This is a genomic window from Sanguibacter biliveldensis, assembly GCF_033798665.1.
GTDB classification, from domain to species: domain Bacteria; phylum Actinomycetota; class Actinomycetes; order Actinomycetales; family Cellulomonadaceae; genus Sanguibacter; species Sanguibacter inulinus.
In genome coordinates this window covers 3,626,036-3,640,740 of record NZ_CP138359.1, presented here as the reverse complement: position 1 = coordinate 3,640,740, position 14,705 = coordinate 3,626,036, and the positions used below count along the sequence as shown (strand labels likewise).

The following is a 14,705-nucleotide window of genomic DNA, read 5'->3' as shown; positions in this document are numbered from 1 at the left end:
TATGCGCCACTCAGATGCTCGGGCGCCAGGACGCGACCCCGGCGTGCGCAGGCGTCCGGAGAGTGGTTGGCGCGCGAGGTCCTGCGCGGGCGGTGGAAGAATGCGCGTGTGGCTACCCCGGTAGAGGTTGAGATCAACGGTCCCGACGGCACCCCGCGCACCGTCCGGTCCGCAGACGCGCACGCAGACCTCGTCGCGTCGCTCCGCCGAGCCGTCGACGGGGAGGTCTCCGACTCGACGCTCCGCCGTGCCGAGTACTCCTCCGACGCCTCCAACTACCGCGTCGTGCCGCAGGTCGTCGTGGTGCCCAAGGACGTCGACGACGCGCTCGCGGCCATCACCGTCACCCGCGAGGCCGGTGTCCCGCTGACCACCCGCGGGGCAGGCACCTCGTGCGCCGGCAACTCCGTGGGTCCGGGCGTGGTGATCGACTTCTCCCGCCACGTCAACACGATCCACCACCTCGACGTCGAGAACCGCACGGCGCGTATCGACCCCGGCGTCGTCATGTCCTCCCTGCAGAAGGTCGCCGCGCCGCACGGCCTGCGCTTCGGCCCTGACCCGTCGACCCAGAACCGCGCGACCCTCGGCGGCATGATCGGCAACAACGCCTGCGGTCCGCACGCCGTCGCCTACGGGCGCACGGCCGACAACGTCGTCGAGCTCGACGTCGTCGACGGGCTCGGCCGCCGCTTCACAGCGGGGGCCGACGGCCAGGGCGTCGACAGGGTGCCCGGGCTCGGCGAGCTCGTCACCACCAACATGGCTCTGCTGCGCACCGAGCTCGGCCGCTTCGGCCGCCAGGTGTCCGGCTACTCCCTCGAGCACCTCCTGCCGGAGAACGGCACGAACCTCGCCAAGGCCCTCGTCGGGACCGAGGGCACCGTCATGTCGATCCTCGGTGCGACGGTGAACCTCGTCCCGATCGCCGGTGCCCCGACCCTCGTGGTCCTCGGCTACCCGGACATGCCGAGCGCGGCCGACGCGGTCCCCGCGCTCCTCGCGCACTCGCCGCTCGCCGTCGAAGGTCTCGACGCCCGGCTCGTCGACGTCGTGCGCCGTGCCAAGGGCGCAGGCTCGGTCCCCGAGCTGCCGCCGGGCGGCGGCTGGCTCATGGTCGAGGTCGGCGGCACGACCGCGCAAGAGGCCCTCGCCAACGCGCAGGCCATCGTCCGAGACTCCGGGACGATCGCCACCCGCATCTTGCCGGCAGGCCCGGAGGCCACGGCCATGTGGCAGATCCGCGCCGACGGCGCCGGCCTCGCCGGACGCACGCCCTCTGGCGCGCAGGCCTGGCCCGGCTGGGAAGACTCAGCCGTCCCGCCCGTCCACCTGGGTGCCTACCTGCGCGACCTCGACGCTCTCATGGCGCGGTACGGCGTCGACGGTCTGCCCTACGGCCACTTCGGCGACGGCTGCGTGCACCTGCGCATCGACATCCCGCTCGAGGCCTCGGGCGACGTCCTGAGGTCCTTCATGACCGAGGCTGCTGCGCTCGTCGGCACCTACGGCGGGTCGCTCTCCGGCGAGCACGGCGACGGCCGCGCCCGCTCCGAGCTGCTTCCCTCGATGTACTCGGCCGAGGCCATCAGCGTCTTCGAGCAGTTCAAGGCGCTCTTCGACCCCCACGACCTCCTCAACCCCGGCGTGCTCGTGCGTCCCGACGCCGTCGACGCGCACCTGCGCCGCCCGGCCGCCAAGCCTGTCGCGCTCTCGGGCGGCTTCGGCTTCGGGCACGACGGCGGTGACTTCACCACCTCGGTCCACCGCTGCGTCGGCGTCGGCAAGTGCCGTGCGGACTCGACAGCCGCGGGCGGTTTCATGTGCCCCTCGTACCTCGCGACCAAGGACGAGAAGGACTCGACCCGTGGCCGCGCCCGCGTGCTCCAGGAGATGGCCAACGGCACCCTGGTCACCGGGGGCTGGCGCTCGCCCGAGGTGCACGAGGCCCTCGACCTCTGCCTGTCCTGCAAGGCCTGCTCGAGCGACTGCCCGGCCGGGGTCGACATGGCGCAGTACAAGTCGCAGGTGCTGCACGAGTCCTACAAGGGCCGGCTGCGCCCGATGAACCACTACGTGCTCGGCTGGCTGCCCCGCTGGGCGCGCCTCGCGAGCCGCATGCCACGCCTGGTCAACCTTGCGCTGAGCGTCAAGCCGCTCGCCAAGCTGTCCCTCACGATCGGCGGCATGGACACCCGACGCTCGATCCCGTCCTTCGCCGACGTCCCCTTCCGCACGTGGTGGAAGCGTCAGGGCACCCAGCTCGCTGCCGGTTCGCGCGCGGTGGGCACGACGACCGAGCGCCGCAAGCCCAAGGTGGTCCTGTGGACCGACTCCTTCAGCGACTCCCTCGCCCCGTCGGTCCCCGAGGCCGCCGTCAAGGTGCTGCTCGCCGCCGGCTACGACGTCGTCGTCCCCGAGGGCGAGGCCTGCTGCGGTCTGACCTGGATCAGCACGGGTCAGCTCGACGGCGCCAAGAAGAAGCTGTCGACGCTCCTCGACACCCTCGGTCCCTTCGCCGTCAACGGCGTGCCCATCGTCGGCCTCGAGCCGTCGTGCACGGCGGTGCTGCGCTCCGACCTGCTCGACCTCTTCCCCGACGACCCGCGCGCCCACGCCGTCTCGACAGCCACGCACACCCTCGCCGAGCTGCTCACCGACCCGCAGACGCGCCCGGCCGAGGACTCCGGCTGGGCCATGCCTGACCTCTCGGACGTCACGGCCGTCGTGCAGCCGCACTGCCACCAGTACTCGGTCATGGGCTACAAGACCGACGAGGCCCTGCTCGTCGGGGCCGGCGCGAAGATCCGCACCCTCGCCGGCTGCTGCGGCCTCGCCGGGAACTTCGGCATGGAGAAGGGCCACTACGACGTCTCGGTCGCCGTGGCTGAGAATGCGCTCCTGCCTGCTCTGCGAGAGGCTGAGGAGGGCGACGTCTTCCTCGCCGACGGATTCTCCTGCCGCACCCAGGCCGACGACCTCGCCGGGGTGAAGGGCAAGGCGCTCGCCGAGCTCCTCGCCGACAGGCTCTGAACCGTCGGACGGCAGACGTCGCACGGTCGTCGTCACGGCCAACACCCCACTGCCTGAGAGGAGCACCATGACCCGCATCGTCATCGTCGGAGGGCACGGCAAGATCGCGCTCAAGCTGGCCACGCTGCTCACCACCGCCGGCCACGAGGTCACCTCGCTCGTGCGCAACCCGGACCACCGCGACGACGTCGCCGCCACGGGCGCTGCGCCCGTCGTCGCCGACGTCGAGAAGCTCAGCACCTCGTCGATCGGCGACGTGATCGCCGGCCACGACGTGGTCGTCTGGTCCGCCGGAGCCGGTGGCGGCTCACCCGAGCGCACCTACGCTGTCGACCGCGACGCGGCGATCCGGTCGATCGACGCAGCCGTCGCAGCAGGCGTCCCGCGCTACGTGATGGTCTCGTACATGGGCGCCGGACCGGACCACGGGGTGCCCGAGGACAACTCCTTCTTCGCCTACGCCGAGTCCAAGGCCGCGGCTGACGAGCACCTGCGCGCGTCCACCCTCGGCTGGACGATCCTCGGCCCGAGCAGCCTCACGGACGACCCGGGGACGGGCGCGATCGAGGTCGGCGACGACCTGGAGTCAGGCTCCGTCCCGCGCGACGACGTCGCTGCTGTCGCCGCAGCCGTCATCGAGGCACCAGCCTCGGTCGGCCGCACGATCCAGTTCAACTCCGGTCCGACCCCGATCAGCGACCTCTTCGACTGACCCGCGTCCGCGGGGTCGGGTCGGAGGTCCTCGGCCCCGCATCGTGGGTGGGGCTACCGGCTCGCCCGGCGGTCTCCTCTGTCGCCCCGCGCCGGGCGGTGGCACGATGGGCGGATGCTCTTCGCCTTCTCTGTCGCTCCGCTCGGTGCTGGGGAGTCCGTCACGGACTCCGTCGCCGAGGCCGTCCGCATCGTCCGCGAGTCTGGTCTGCCCAACCGCACCGACTCGATGTTCACGACCATCGAGGGGGAGTGGGACGAGTGCATGGACGTCATCAAGCGAGCGACCGAGGCCGTCGGTGCCGGCGGGCACAGGGTCTCGCTCGTGGTGAAGGCTGACATCCGCCCCGGGCACACCGGCGAGCTCGACGGCAAGGTCGAGCGTGTCGAGGCACGGCTCGCGGCCTCGACGGGCAGCGCGACAGACAGCACGGACAGCGGGACGCGGTCCGACCGCGTGTGACATGGACCTCCGCCGCGCAGGTCTGGTCGTGCTCCACCCACGAGGGTCCCGCGACCCTGTTGCCGTGAGGTCGGGATCGCTACCCTGTGGGGATGCCCCTGTTCGACCTCGAGGGTGGCGCGCGCGCCGAGCCCGTGACGACGATGCGCCCTGACGACGCCTCGTTCGGGCAGGTCCTCTCGGTCGTCCTCGAGCACCTCCCGACGCTGCTCGGCGAGCGGCTCTTCATGACACTCGAGCGCAAGGCGGCTCCGGTCGCGCTCGGTGACGGTGCCGCGACGGTGATCGCGATCGACGCCGCAGGAGACCCGGTGGTCGTCCAGGCCGTGCCGCTGCTCGCCGCCCAGCATCTGGTCGTCGCGCTCCGCGGCGCCGGCCGGGCGTCGGGGACCACCCGGCGGGCCCTGGCGGCGTCCTACGCTCAGGGGCCTGACAGGTTCCACCGTGATCTCGCCGCGTTCTTCGACCGGGACGGCGCACCGCGCGCGACGGGATCAGGCCGCACGGCCCGCCTGGTCCTGGTCTGCTCGGAGATCGACGACGACGCCGTCGAGGCGGTCTCGTTCCTCTCGGTCGACGCCGCGCGGGTGCAGGTCCTCACGGTCGGGATCGTCGAGGGGGCGAACGGTCGCCGCCTGCTCGACGTGTCGTCCTTGCGGCCCGGAGAGCTCGGGGCCCGTCAGACGGTCTCGCTCGACCTGAGCACTCCCGACGCCGATCCCGACGTCAGCCCGCAGGCGCCAGCCGAGACGACGCCCGCGCCTGGGCAGAACCCCGCCGAGGCGCAGCCTCTCCAGGCCTTCGGACGCAGCAGCCCGCAGCCAGCATGGCCGGGTCCGGCCCTCCGGCGCGAACGCTCCTACCCTGTCTACGACTCGCCCCCGCAGGACGACGAGCCTGTCGAGACGAGCGCCGCGCCCCCCGTGGACGCCAGGCTCGCCCTCGTCGCGCGCACCCTCCAGGCGCCTCTCGACCTCGTGTGGGTCCGGCACCGCCGCGGCGAGCGTCTCGAGGTGGTCCTGGGCCTCGACGGTCTGCTGCACGCCCCGGACGGCGTGAGCTTCGGTGACCCTGACGCGGCCGTGCAGGCGCTGTCCGGCTCGGCGTCCTCGAACGGCTGGCGGGTCTGGCGCGCGGGCGAGGCAGGACCGAGCCTCGACGAGCTCGTCTCAGAGGCTCAGGAGTCCGACCAGCCGTAGGCGCTCGCCCACCGCTGGATCTGCGCGTAGTACACGCTGCGCACAGGCAGGGCCGACAGGGCGAGGTCGTGGACCGCCCCGGCGATCCGTGCCACGGTGACCGTCGGCCCGAGCTGGACGGCCCGCCGGACGATGGCCTCCACGTCGAGCACGGAGTCGGCCGAGCGCATGTCCTCCGACCACCGCGGCGAGATCACGGTCTTCGACGAGGCCATCATCAGGACAGGCTGCGTGATGCGCAGCCCACGGGCCACCTCGGCGTGCCCGGCGATGATCGCCCGCAGCCACCCGGCCCGGACGGGGAAGGTCGGGGTGGGCCGCCAGCGCTCGTCGAACTCCCACTCTCCACCGTCGGACCTGCGGATGGTGCGGGCATAGTTCCCGGTGTCGATGTTGGGCAGCGGTGCCTTCGCCTGGAACCTGGCGAGCTGCGTGATCGCGGGCGTCGAGACCGTGCGGACCACGGAGGAGCCCTGCAGCTCGAGCCACGGGCTGTTGAGGACCAGGCCCGAGGTCTGGCCAGGGTGGCGGTCTGCCCACAGCACGGCTGTGAGCCCACCTGTCGAGTGGCCGTGCAGCATGACGGAGGTGTGCGGGCCGAGGTCGGCCCGGATCTCGGCCAGGGCCGCGGCGAGGTCTTCGTCGTAGGTGCGCAGCGTCGTCACGTAGCCGGGGGTCTGCCCGGGGCGCAGGCTCCGGCCGTACTTGCGCAGGTCGAGCGCGTAGAAGGCGACACCCTGCCGGTGCCAGAACTCTGCGGTCTCTGTCTGGAAGAAGTAGTCGGACCACCCGTGCACGTAGAGCACAGCGCGGGCCGAGCGCACGGCGTCCGGCGGACGGTACCGCGCCAGGGAGGCGACGACAGGCCCCTCGTCGTCAGGGGTGAGCTCGAGGGTCCGCACCTCGAAGGGGTCGCCGAGGACGTCCTGCTCCCAGCCCGCGCCGCGCGTGCGCGGCGACGCGGCCTGCGTCCGACGGGCGAGCTCGTGCGCGACGACGTCGGAGATGTGCGCGTCGAGGGCCGGCACGACACCCTCGGGGGTCTCGGCACGCGACAAGAACCTCGGCAGCGGGACCCGGTCCGTCATGGCGTCAGGACGATCTTGCCGACGTGCTCCCCGCCGGCGAGCCGGGTCACGGCGTCGCGTGCCCCGCTGAGCGGGTAGGTCCGGTCGATGCGGGGGCGCAGGTCGGTGCGCACCATGAAGGCCAGCAGGTCAGACAGCTCGTCGCGGGTGCCCATGGTGGCGCCGAGCACCGAGATCTCGTTGAAGAAGATCCGCGTGAGCTCAGCGGCTGTGGGGTCCCCGGAGGTGGCTCCGGCGACCACGACGGTCCCGCCGGGCCGGACGGAGCGGACCGAGTGCGACCAGGTCGCCGCGCCGACCGACTCGATCACCGCGTCGACCCGGTGCGGGAGCCGAGCACCGCTCTCGAGCACGTGCGCGGCCCCGAGGGCTGTGGCAGCTGCACGCTTCGTGCCGGACCGGCTGGTGACGATCACCTCGAGACCGGCCGCAGCACCGAGCGCGACCGCCGCCGTCGCGAGACCACCGCCGGCCCCCTGCACCAGGACGCTCTGACCCGGGGTGAGCCGGGCCGACCTGAACAGCATCCTGTACGCGGTGAGCCACGCCGTCGGGATGCACGCGGCCTCCTCGAAGGAGAGGTCCGAGGGCATGGGCACCAGGTTGTGGGTCGGCACGCTCACCTGCTCGGCCAGGGTGCCGTCGTACCTCTCCGAGAGCAGGGTGCGCGGCTCGTCCGGACCGACGCCGTGACCGTCCGCACCGATCACCGCGTGCACGACGACAGCGGAGCCGTCAGGGGCGTAGCCCGCGGCGTCGGTGCCGAGGATCATCGGGAGCTGCTCTGCCCGCAGACCGACGCCGCGCAACGACCAGAGGTCGTGGTGGTTGAGGCTCGCAGCACGCACGTCGACGGTCGTCCACGCGTCGCGGCTCGCCGGCTCAGGTCTGTCACCGACCTCGAGGCCGTCTGCGGGCGAGTCGGGCGAGAAGCGCGTCACGGATGCGGCAAGCATGGACCCAACGTACAGCGCACGGGCTCGGCGCGACGGGGACCAAGGTCGACGCCCTGGTCAGAGGATCGGCAGCATCCGCCCGAGGTCGGGCACGCCGCCCGCGGTGTCCTGCGAGGCGAGCGCGCGGGCGAGGTCGTCGACGTCGTAGGGGGTCCGGCCTGTGGCCAGCCTGATCCACAGGCCCGGGTCGGTCACCTCGAGCGAACCGGCCCCGCGCCGCACGACGATGTCGAGGAGCTCTTCGGCGACGATCCGCTGCGCCGTCCGGTCGATCGGGTTCGCAGCGCCCGCAGAGCCGACGACCCCCGAGAGCGAAGCGACGAGGTCTTCGGCGTGGACCACGAGCTCGACGAGGCGCGACATCGCCATGTCTCGCAGCCGGATGGGACCGCGGCGGGCCTGGACGACCCTGTGCCCGTCGGGGCCGAGAGCGTCCAGGGCGGCGAAGGCCTTCTGGGCGCGCGCCTCGACCTCGACGAGCGGTGCGTGCGCGATCTCCGCGGCGAGCGCACGGGTGACCTGGTCGATGTCCGCGGCGCGCTCGGGGTAGGTCCCGAGGTACTCGGCGAGGGTCAGCGGCACCGTGCCCGCGGGGGCCGGCGTGCACACAGCCAAGGCCTCCATCGCCCGGCCGAGGTGTGCCACGAGCTCACCGTTCGTCCAGCCCTCGAGGGAGCTCGGCCTGTCACGGGTGCCCAGCAGGTCGTCGCCCAGCGGGGCGACCCAGGTGCGCAGCCGGTCCCACTGGGTGGTGAGCGCTGCGGAGATGTCGGCGAGGTCGGCGGTCATGGGGTCATCCTGCCCGACGACCGCCCCCGAGGACAGGGGCGCCGAGGCGGGCCGCACCCGCCGACCCCCACCGTTCCTCCCCGTCTCCTGTTCCTCAGACGCGCACCGGAGCCCTAAGGTTGCGCACATGTCTCGAACCCGCCGGAACCCCGCCCGCTCTGCGGCCGCAGGGGTGCTCGTCCTCGTCGTCGCCGTCCTCCTGCCGCTCACGCTCGCAGCGCGCTGGGCGGACGACACCGTGGCGGACACCGACGGGTACGTCGCCGTCGCCGACGAGGTCGTCGCCGACCCTGCGGTCCAGGCAGCCCTCGCCGACCAGCTGACCACCCAGGTGGTCGGGCAGGTGCCCGCGACAGGGGTCGCGACAGTCGACACCGGGGTGCGCGGCATCGTCGAGGGAGCCGTGCAGCAGGCCGTGGCCAGCGACACCTTCGCCTCGGTCTGGTCGCAGGCGAACCGCACGGCTCACAGCACGGTCCTCGCCCTGCTCCAGGGTGAGACCTCCCGCGTCACCCTCGACGACTCCGGTCAGGTGGTCCTCGAGCTCGGAGCCGTGGCCGACGCCGTCACCGCGCGGATCGTCGAGTCCGGGCTCGTGAGCGCCGACGCGATCCCGACCTTCGACACGAGCGTCCCGTTGTTCCAGAGCAGCGCCCTCGACGACGCCCGGACCGGCTACGAGGCCCTCACGCTCGTCGCGACCTGGGCGCCGTGGGTCGCGCTCGCGGTCCTCGTGCTGGCTCTCGCCCTCGCGTACTCGCGCGGGCTCGTGCTCATCTGGGTCGGCGTCCTGTCTGCCGTGGGGACAGGGCTGCTCATGGCAGCCCTCGGGCTGCTCTCCGAGCGGGCGACCCTCGCGGTCACCAGCCCGTCGGTCTCGCCGGCCCTCGTGGGGTCGATCACCGACGTCTTCACCGAGTCCGCGCAGCACGCCCTGCGGACGGGGCTCGTCGTCTCCGGGGCACTCGTGGTCGTGGGCGTCGTGGTGCTCGTCGTCGAGAAGACCGTTCGGTCGCACCGGGCCTAGCCGTGCTCGGACAGGACCGTCCGTGCCGCGACGGTCAGCGGCGCTTGTGCACCCCGGCGAGGAACTCGCCGACGATCGGCCCGAGCTGGTCGAACTCGATGAGGAACCCGTCGTGCCCGTAGGCCGACCGCAGCAGCCGCACGGGCTCGGCGCGCGGGACCTCCCGCGCGATCCGCTCTGACTCGGCCGGGAGGAACAGCCTGTCGGTGTCCACACCCACCACCAGCACGCGTGAGCGGATGGACTGGAGCGCCGTCGTCACGCCGCCACGGTCCCGGCCGAGGTCGTGGGTGAGCATCGACTCGGTGAGCACCACGTAGCTGTTGGCGTCGAAGCGGCGGGCGAGCTTGGACGCGTGATGGTCCAGGTAGGACTGCACGGCGAACCTGCCGCCGTGCATGGGGTCGTCCCCGCCCTGCGGGATCCGCCCGAAGCGCTCGTCGAACTCGAGGGCGCTGCGGTAGGTGGTGTGGGCGATCGACCGGGCGATGCCGAGGCCGACGTGCGGACCGTCGCCGTCGGCCGCGTCGTAGTAGTCGCCGCCGCGGAACCTCGGGTCGGCGTGGATGGCGGTGAGCTGCGGGTGCGCCCAGGCGATCTGGTCCCCGGGGGTCTGCGCGGCCGAGGCGATGATCGCGGCGGACTCGACCTCGATGCCGGCCTCGGGGCCGAGCAGCGTCCACTCGAGAGCCCGCAGCCCGCCCATCGAGGCGCCGACCACGAGGGCCCACGAGGTGATGCCCAGCGACCTGGAGAGCTCGATCTCGGCGGCGACCTGGTCGCGCACGGTGATGATCGGGAAGGCAGAGCCCCACGGCGCGCCGTCGGGCGCGAGGCTCGACGGCCCCGTCGACCCCTGGCAGCCGCCGACCACGTTCGGGGCCACCACGTAGTACCTGTCGGTGTCGATGGGTGCGCCTGGCCCCACCATCTCGGACCACCAGCCGGCGGTCGGGTGGCCCGGGCCCGCCTCGCCGGTGACGTGGCTGTCGCCGGTGAGGGCGTGCAGCACGAGCACGGCGTTGTCCCGGCGGTCGTTGAGCGTGCCCCACGACTCGTAGGCGACCTGGACGCCGGGGAGCTGCCCGCCACCCTCGAGCTCGAGGGCCCCGATCTCGACGTGCTGCCTGTCGCCGACGGGGTCGCCGGGTCGCCAGGCGCCGCTCGCCGGGAAGGTGGTCGGGTCGAGGCGTCGCGACTGCGCGCGCGAGGGCCCCCCGGAGCGGCTCCAGCCCTGCGGCTGGGGGGCACCCCGGTCGACGTCGTCGGTCCGGTCGCCCGGACGCTGCTGCTCGTCGGTCATCGTCGTCCACTGTACGGAGGTCCCGGCGCCCGGCGCCCGGGTGTCCACGGCGGCCCGTGACGGGTCGTCGCAGCCTGGGCGGGGCGCCGGGACCTCGCTCACGGTCGGCTCACGCGTCCTGCGCGGCGGGGGTCTCGACGGCACCCTTGGCGGCGATGAAGCCACCCTCGAGGTCGGCGAGGATGTCGTCGACGTGCTCGATGCCCACGCTCAGCCTGACGAGTCCCGGCGTGACGCCCGAGGCCGCCTGCTCCTCGGGTGTCAGCTGGCTGTGGGTCGTGGACGCCGGGTGGATGACGAGTGAGCGGACGTCGCCGATGTTCGCGACGTTCGAGTGCAGCTCGAGCGCCGACACGAAGGCCTGCCCGGCGGGGGAGCCACCCTCGATCTCGAAGGCGACGATCGCGCCAGCACCGCGCGGCGTGTACTTGAGGGCGTTGGCGTGCCAGGGGCTCGACTCGAGACCGGCGTAGTGGACGCGGGCCACGTCGTCGCGGGCCTCCAGCCAGGCGGCGACCGTCGCCGCGTTCGAGACGTGCCGCTCGACGCGCAGCGACAGCGTCTCGATGCCCTGCGCGATGAGGAAGGCGTTGAAGGGCGAGATGGCCGAGCCGAGGTCGCGGAGCAGCTGGACCCGGGCCTTGAGCACGTAGGCGAGGTTCGCGCCGAGGATCCCGTCCACGCCGAGGTCGCGGGCGTAGACGAGCCCGTCGTAGCTGGGGTCCGGGGTGTTGAAGCCTGGGAAGCGCTCGGGGTCCTTCGAGAAGTCGAAGTTGCCGGAGTCGACGATCACGCCGCCGATGGCCGAGCCGTGCCCGCCGAGGTACTTGGTGGCCGAGTGCACGACGATGTCCGCGCCGAACTCGATCGGGCGCAGCAGGTAGGGGGTCGCCACGGTGTTGTCGACGATGAGCGGGACGCCGACCTCGTGCGCGACGGCGGCTACGGCCTCGATGTCGAGGATGTCGGCCTGCGGGTTCGGGATGGTCTCGCCGAAGAACGCCTTGGTGCTCGGGCGGACGGCGTCGCGCCAGGCCTGCGGGTCGTGCGGGTCGGTGACGAAGGTCGTGGTGATGCCGAGCTTCGACAGCGTGTTCTGGAGCAGGTTGTACGTGCCGCCGTAGAGCGAGGGGCTCGCCACCACGTGGTCACCGGCCTCGGCGACGTTGAGGATCGCGAAGGTCGTCGCAGCCTGCCCGGAGGAGAGCAGCAGCGCTCCGACACCACCCTCGAGGTCGGCGATGCGGTTCTCGACGGCCTCCTGCGTGGGGTTGCCGATGCGCGTGTAGATCGGGCCGAGGTCCTTGAGCGCGAAGCGGTCGGCGGCGACACCGGCGTCAGGGAACACGAAGGAGGTGGTCTGGAAGATCGGCAGCGCGCGTGCCCCGGTCGTCGGGTCGGGGGTCTGGCCGGCGTGGATCTGACGGGTCTCGAAGGACCAGCTGGGCGAGGTCATGAGGGCTCCTGGGAAGGTCGGGTGCGGGGAGCGCGTGCCGCACCTGTGCGACCGGCCGCGGCGGCCTGTCGCGTCCCTGCGAGAGCAGGAGGGCAGACGGGGCCGGGAGCGGCCGGACGGCCTGCGGTCCGTCCCGCAGGTGCCAGGCTGGTTCGACGACGCGCTGTCGAGCAGTGAGCCTCGGGGTTGACGCCGGGTAGGGCGCGGGTCCGCGGGCTCGGTGAGCTCAGGGGTGCTCGGTCAGCAACACATTCGCATCGTCATGCTGGGAGCGTAGGGTGCCGCAGAGGCCCAGGGGAAGCCGCGAGGGTCCCGAGTCTCATTCTGTGGACACCGCGTCTCACGCTGCGGGTGGGGCTCGTGTGACGTGTGGTGCGGGTGATACTTGCGTGAACGCTGTGACAGATGTTCACAGGCGGGGCATCCGTGGGTACGCTCACGAGGACCGTCACGAGATTCATGCGAGAGGACCACCCGAGATGGCGTCACCCCTGCGCGACAGGCGGGCAGCAGCACGTCGCGGTCCCCTCGTCGGAGCTCTTGCCCTGAGCTTCGTCATCGGCCTCGGAGCCAGCACCCCTGCGGTCGCCGACGACCCCGTCCCCTCGCAGGACGAGGTCGACCAGGCTCGTGGGCAGGTCGCGCAGGCCGCGACAGACGTCGCCGCGATGGACGTGCAGATCGCCCAGCTCGAGCAGACCCAGCAGACCGCGCTCGAAGACGCCGCGCTCGCCGGGTCGGCCTACACGCAGGCCGTCGTCGACTACGACGCCGCGGTCCTCGTCGCGAGCGAGGCGACGACCAAGAGCGAGGCCGCCGCTGCGCGGGCCGAAGAGTCGCGCAAGCTCCTCGTGGGGATCGCCCGCGAGAGCTCCCGCAACGGTGGTGGGCTCGACCAGATGGGTATGCTCCTCACTGTCGACGGCGTCCAGGACGCCGTGAGCGAGGCCAACGCCGTCGACCTCGTCGGGTCCAAGGCCGACAAGGCCGTCCAGCAGTTCCAGGCCGACACCGTCGTCGCCGAGACCCTCAAGGGGATCGCGGACCAGGCTGTCGCCGACCAGCAGACGAAGAAGGAGGAGGCTGACACCGCGCTCGCCTCCGCCCAGCAGAAGCAGGCCGAGGCCGACACCGCGGTGAGCGACGCCGCCGCGCAGCGCACGACCCTCGTCAACGCTCTGGCCGCGGCCCGCAGCACGAGCGTCGAGGTCGAGCAGCAGCGCCAGGACGGTCTCGCCGCCCAGCGCGCCGCCGCAGCCGAAGAGGCAGCCCGGGCCCGCGTCGAGCGCGAGGTCGTCCCGGCCGCCGCGCCGGTCCCCGCACAGCCGAGCACGCCGGCGACCGACCAGCCGGGGACCACCCCGGCTCCGACCACGCCAGCCCCCACGACCCCCGCACCGACCACCCCGGCCCCGACGACGCCGGCCCCCACGACGCCGACGCCCACGACGCCCCCCGTCGTGACCCCGCCCGTCGTCACCCCGCCCGTCGTGACGCCTCCTGTCGTGACCCCGCCCGTGGTCAAGCCCCCCGTCACGCCGCCGCCGTCGACAGGTGGCAGCTGGCGCGGCAGTGCTGCGCAGGGCCAGGCGGCCGTCGACTGGGCGAAGACCCAGACGGGTCTGCCCTACGTCTGGGGTGCCAACGGCCCGAGCGCCTACGACTGCTCGGGCCTCACGTCGAAGGCCTGGGGCAACGCCGGCCTCTCGATCCGCCGGACCTCGCGCGACCAGTACACGCAGTCCGCCAAGGTGAGCCTCGACGCCATGCGTCCGGGCGACCTGGTCTTCTGGGCCTCGAACCCGAACGACCCGTCGACGATCTTCCACGTGGCCATGTACGCCGGCAACGGGCAGATCGTCGAGGCTGCCGAGCCCGGCGTCCCCTCCCGCGTGACGCACATGCGCTGGAACAAGACGCTCGTCCCCGTCGCCGGTCGCCCCTGACCGATCCGGGCCAGCACCACAGCTGGTACGACGAAGGGCGGCTCCCACGGGAGCCGCCCTTCGTCGTACCAGCTGCGTGTCGTACCTGCTGCGCTGTGGTGCTGCGCGAGCCGGGGTCACCGGCCGCGACGGCCTCAGTGGTTGTAGTAGCCCGCGTCCTTGGCCCGCTGGAAGGAGCGCTCGATCTCGGCCTCGGCCTCGGCCTTGCCGGTCCAGTGGGCGCCCTCGACGGACTTGCCCGGCTCGAGGTCCTTGTAGACCTCGAAGAAGTGCTGGACCTCGAGACGGTGGAAGTCCGAGACGTCGTCGATGTCCTGGCGCCAGGCTGCGCGCTGGTCGCCCGTCGGCACGCAGAGGACCTTGTCGTCGCCGCCGGCCTCGTCGCGCATGCGGAACATGCCGAGCGCGCGGCAGCGGATCAGGCAGCCGGGGAAGGTCGGCTCCTCGAGCAGGACGAGCGCGTCGAGCGGGTCGCCGTCCTCGCCGAGCGTGCCCTCGATGAACCCGTAGTCGTCCGGGTACCGCGTAGAGGTGAAGAGCATGCGGTCCAGACGGATGCGACCGGTCTTGTGGTCGACCTCGTACTTGTTGCGCTGACCCTTGGGGATCTCGATCGTGACGTCGAACTCCACTGTTCTTTCCTCCAGTAGCACCGTTCCCGTGGCAGGCGGTGCGCCGGGGAGTGCGGTCGTGATGCGGCCTGTCGACAGGCCGACGGTCGGTGTGTCCACTCG

At 72.4% G+C, this 14,705-nt stretch carries 12 protein-coding genes; 6 read left to right on the top strand and 6 right to left on the bottom strand.

The features are described from left to right. Window positions 1-108: 108 nt before the first annotated feature. From SANBI_RS15850 to SANBI_RS15835, 4 genes are all read left to right on the top strand, one after another. A complete protein-coding gene (locus SANBI_RS15850) occupies window positions 109-3,033 on the top strand; it encodes an FAD-binding and (Fe-S)-binding domain-containing protein (protein WP_319156721.1) in 2,925 nt (974 codons plus the stop codon). Window positions 3,034-3,100: 67 nt separating this feature from the next. Then, window positions 3,101-3,745 (top strand): SDR family oxidoreductase, encoded by a 645-nt coding sequence (locus tag SANBI_RS15845; protein WP_319156719.1) that lies wholly within the window; start codon window positions 3,101-3,103, stop codon window positions 3,743-3,745. A 114-nt stretch (window positions 3,746-3,859) separates the two neighbouring features. Next, complete coding sequence (locus tag SANBI_RS15840) at window positions 3,860-4,207, top strand: MTH1187 family thiamine-binding protein (protein WP_319156717.1); 348 nt, start codon at window positions 3,860-3,862, stop codon at window positions 4,205-4,207. A 92-nt stretch (window positions 4,208-4,299) separates the two neighbouring features. Beyond that, complete coding sequence (locus tag SANBI_RS15835; RefSeq protein ID WP_319156715.1) at window positions 4,300-5,406, top strand: restriction system modified-DNA reader domain-containing protein; 1,107 nt, start codon at window positions 4,300-4,302, stop codon at window positions 5,404-5,406. Here SANBI_RS15835 and SANBI_RS15830 read toward each other — a convergent pair. From SANBI_RS15830 to SANBI_RS15820, 3 genes are read right to left on the bottom strand one after another with little or no spacing between them, the layout of a single operon-like run. Next, complete coding sequence (locus SANBI_RS15830; RefSeq protein WP_319156713.1) at window positions 5,385-6,494, bottom strand: alpha/beta hydrolase; 1,110 nt, start codon at window positions 6,492-6,494, stop codon at window positions 5,385-5,387. The genes SANBI_RS15835 and SANBI_RS15830 overlap by 22 nt on opposite strands. Next, entirely contained in the window at window positions 6,491-7,450 is a 960-nt protein-coding gene (locus SANBI_RS15825) for a zinc-binding dehydrogenase (protein ID WP_319156711.1), read from the bottom strand. Before SANBI_RS15825 ends, SANBI_RS15830 begins: the two co-directional genes overlap by 4 nt. A 57-nt stretch (window positions 7,451-7,507) precedes the next feature. Further along, window positions 7,508-8,239 (bottom strand): maleylpyruvate isomerase N-terminal domain-containing protein, encoded by a 732-nt coding sequence (locus SANBI_RS15820; RefSeq protein WP_319156709.1) that lies wholly within the window; start codon window positions 8,237-8,239, stop codon window positions 7,508-7,510. 127 nt (window positions 8,240-8,366) lie between these two features. On the opposite strand from SANBI_RS15820, the gene SANBI_RS15815 reads away from it, so the two are divergent. Further along, a complete protein-coding gene (locus SANBI_RS15815) occupies window positions 8,367-9,266 on the top strand; it encodes a hypothetical protein (RefSeq protein WP_319156707.1) in 900 nt (299 codons plus the stop codon). A gap of 34 nt (window positions 9,267-9,300) precedes the next feature. Here the strand turns inward: SANBI_RS15815 and metX are convergent, their stop codons facing one another. Beyond that, window positions 9,301-10,569, bottom strand: coding sequence for a homoserine O-acetyltransferase MetX (gene metX, locus SANBI_RS15810; protein ID WP_408669715.1), 1,269 nt, complete (start codon window positions 10,567-10,569; stop codon window positions 9,301-9,303). A gap of 109 nt (window positions 10,570-10,678) precedes the next feature. Continuing rightward, a complete protein-coding gene (locus SANBI_RS15805; protein ID WP_319156703.1) occupies window positions 10,679-12,025 on the bottom strand; it encodes a bifunctional o-acetylhomoserine/o-acetylserine sulfhydrylase in 1,347 nt (448 codons plus the stop codon). A 479-nt stretch (window positions 12,026-12,504) separates the two neighbouring features. On the opposite strand from SANBI_RS15805, the gene SANBI_RS15800 reads away from it, so the two are divergent. Further along, entirely contained in the window at window positions 12,505-13,971 is a 1,467-nt protein-coding gene (locus SANBI_RS15800; RefSeq protein ID WP_319156701.1) for a C40 family peptidase, read from the top strand. Between the two features lie 134 nt (window positions 13,972-14,105). On the opposite strand, the gene SANBI_RS15795 is transcribed toward SANBI_RS15800, so the two are convergent. Then, window positions 14,106-14,603, bottom strand: a complete 498-nt coding sequence (locus tag SANBI_RS15795; RefSeq protein ID WP_056128005.1) for an inorganic diphosphatase — start codon at window positions 14,601-14,603, stop codon at window positions 14,106-14,108. Between the last annotated feature and the right edge of the window lie 102 nt (window positions 14,604-14,705).

Coding starts and splice junctions, on each gene's coding strand:
- SANBI_RS15845 (WP_319156719.1), top strand. CDS start 3,101: ATGACCCGCATCGTCATCGTCGGAGGGCACGGCAAGATCGCGCTCAAG.
- SANBI_RS15840 (WP_319156717.1), top strand. CDS start 3,860: ATGCTCTTCGCCTTCTCTGTCGCTCCGCTCGGTGCTGGGGAGTCCGTC.
- SANBI_RS15835 (WP_319156715.1), top strand. CDS start 4,300: ATGCCCCTGTTCGACCTCGAGGGTGGCGCGCGCGCCGAGCCCGTGACG.
- SANBI_RS15830 (WP_319156713.1), bottom strand. CDS start 6,494: ATGACGGACCGGGTCCCGCTGCCGAGGTTCTTGTCGCGTGCCGAGACC.
- SANBI_RS15825 (WP_319156711.1), bottom strand. CDS start 7,450: ATGCTTGCCGCATCCGTGACGCGCTTCTCGCCCGACTCGCCCGCAGAC.
- SANBI_RS15820 (WP_319156709.1), bottom strand. CDS start 8,239: ATGACCGCCGACCTCGCCGACATCTCCGCAGCGCTCACCACCCAGTGG.
- SANBI_RS15815 (WP_319156707.1), top strand. CDS start 8,367: ATGTCTCGAACCCGCCGGAACCCCGCCCGCTCTGCGGCCGCAGGGGTG.
- metX (WP_408669715.1), bottom strand. CDS start 10,569: ATGACCGACGAGCAGCAGCGTCCGGGCGACCGGACCGACGACGTCGAC.
- SANBI_RS15805 (WP_319156703.1), bottom strand. CDS start 12,025: ATGACCTCGCCCAGCTGGTCCTTCGAGACCCGTCAGATCCACGCCGGC.
- SANBI_RS15800 (WP_319156701.1), top strand. CDS start 12,505: ATGGCGTCACCCCTGCGCGACAGGCGGGCAGCAGCACGTCGCGGTCCC.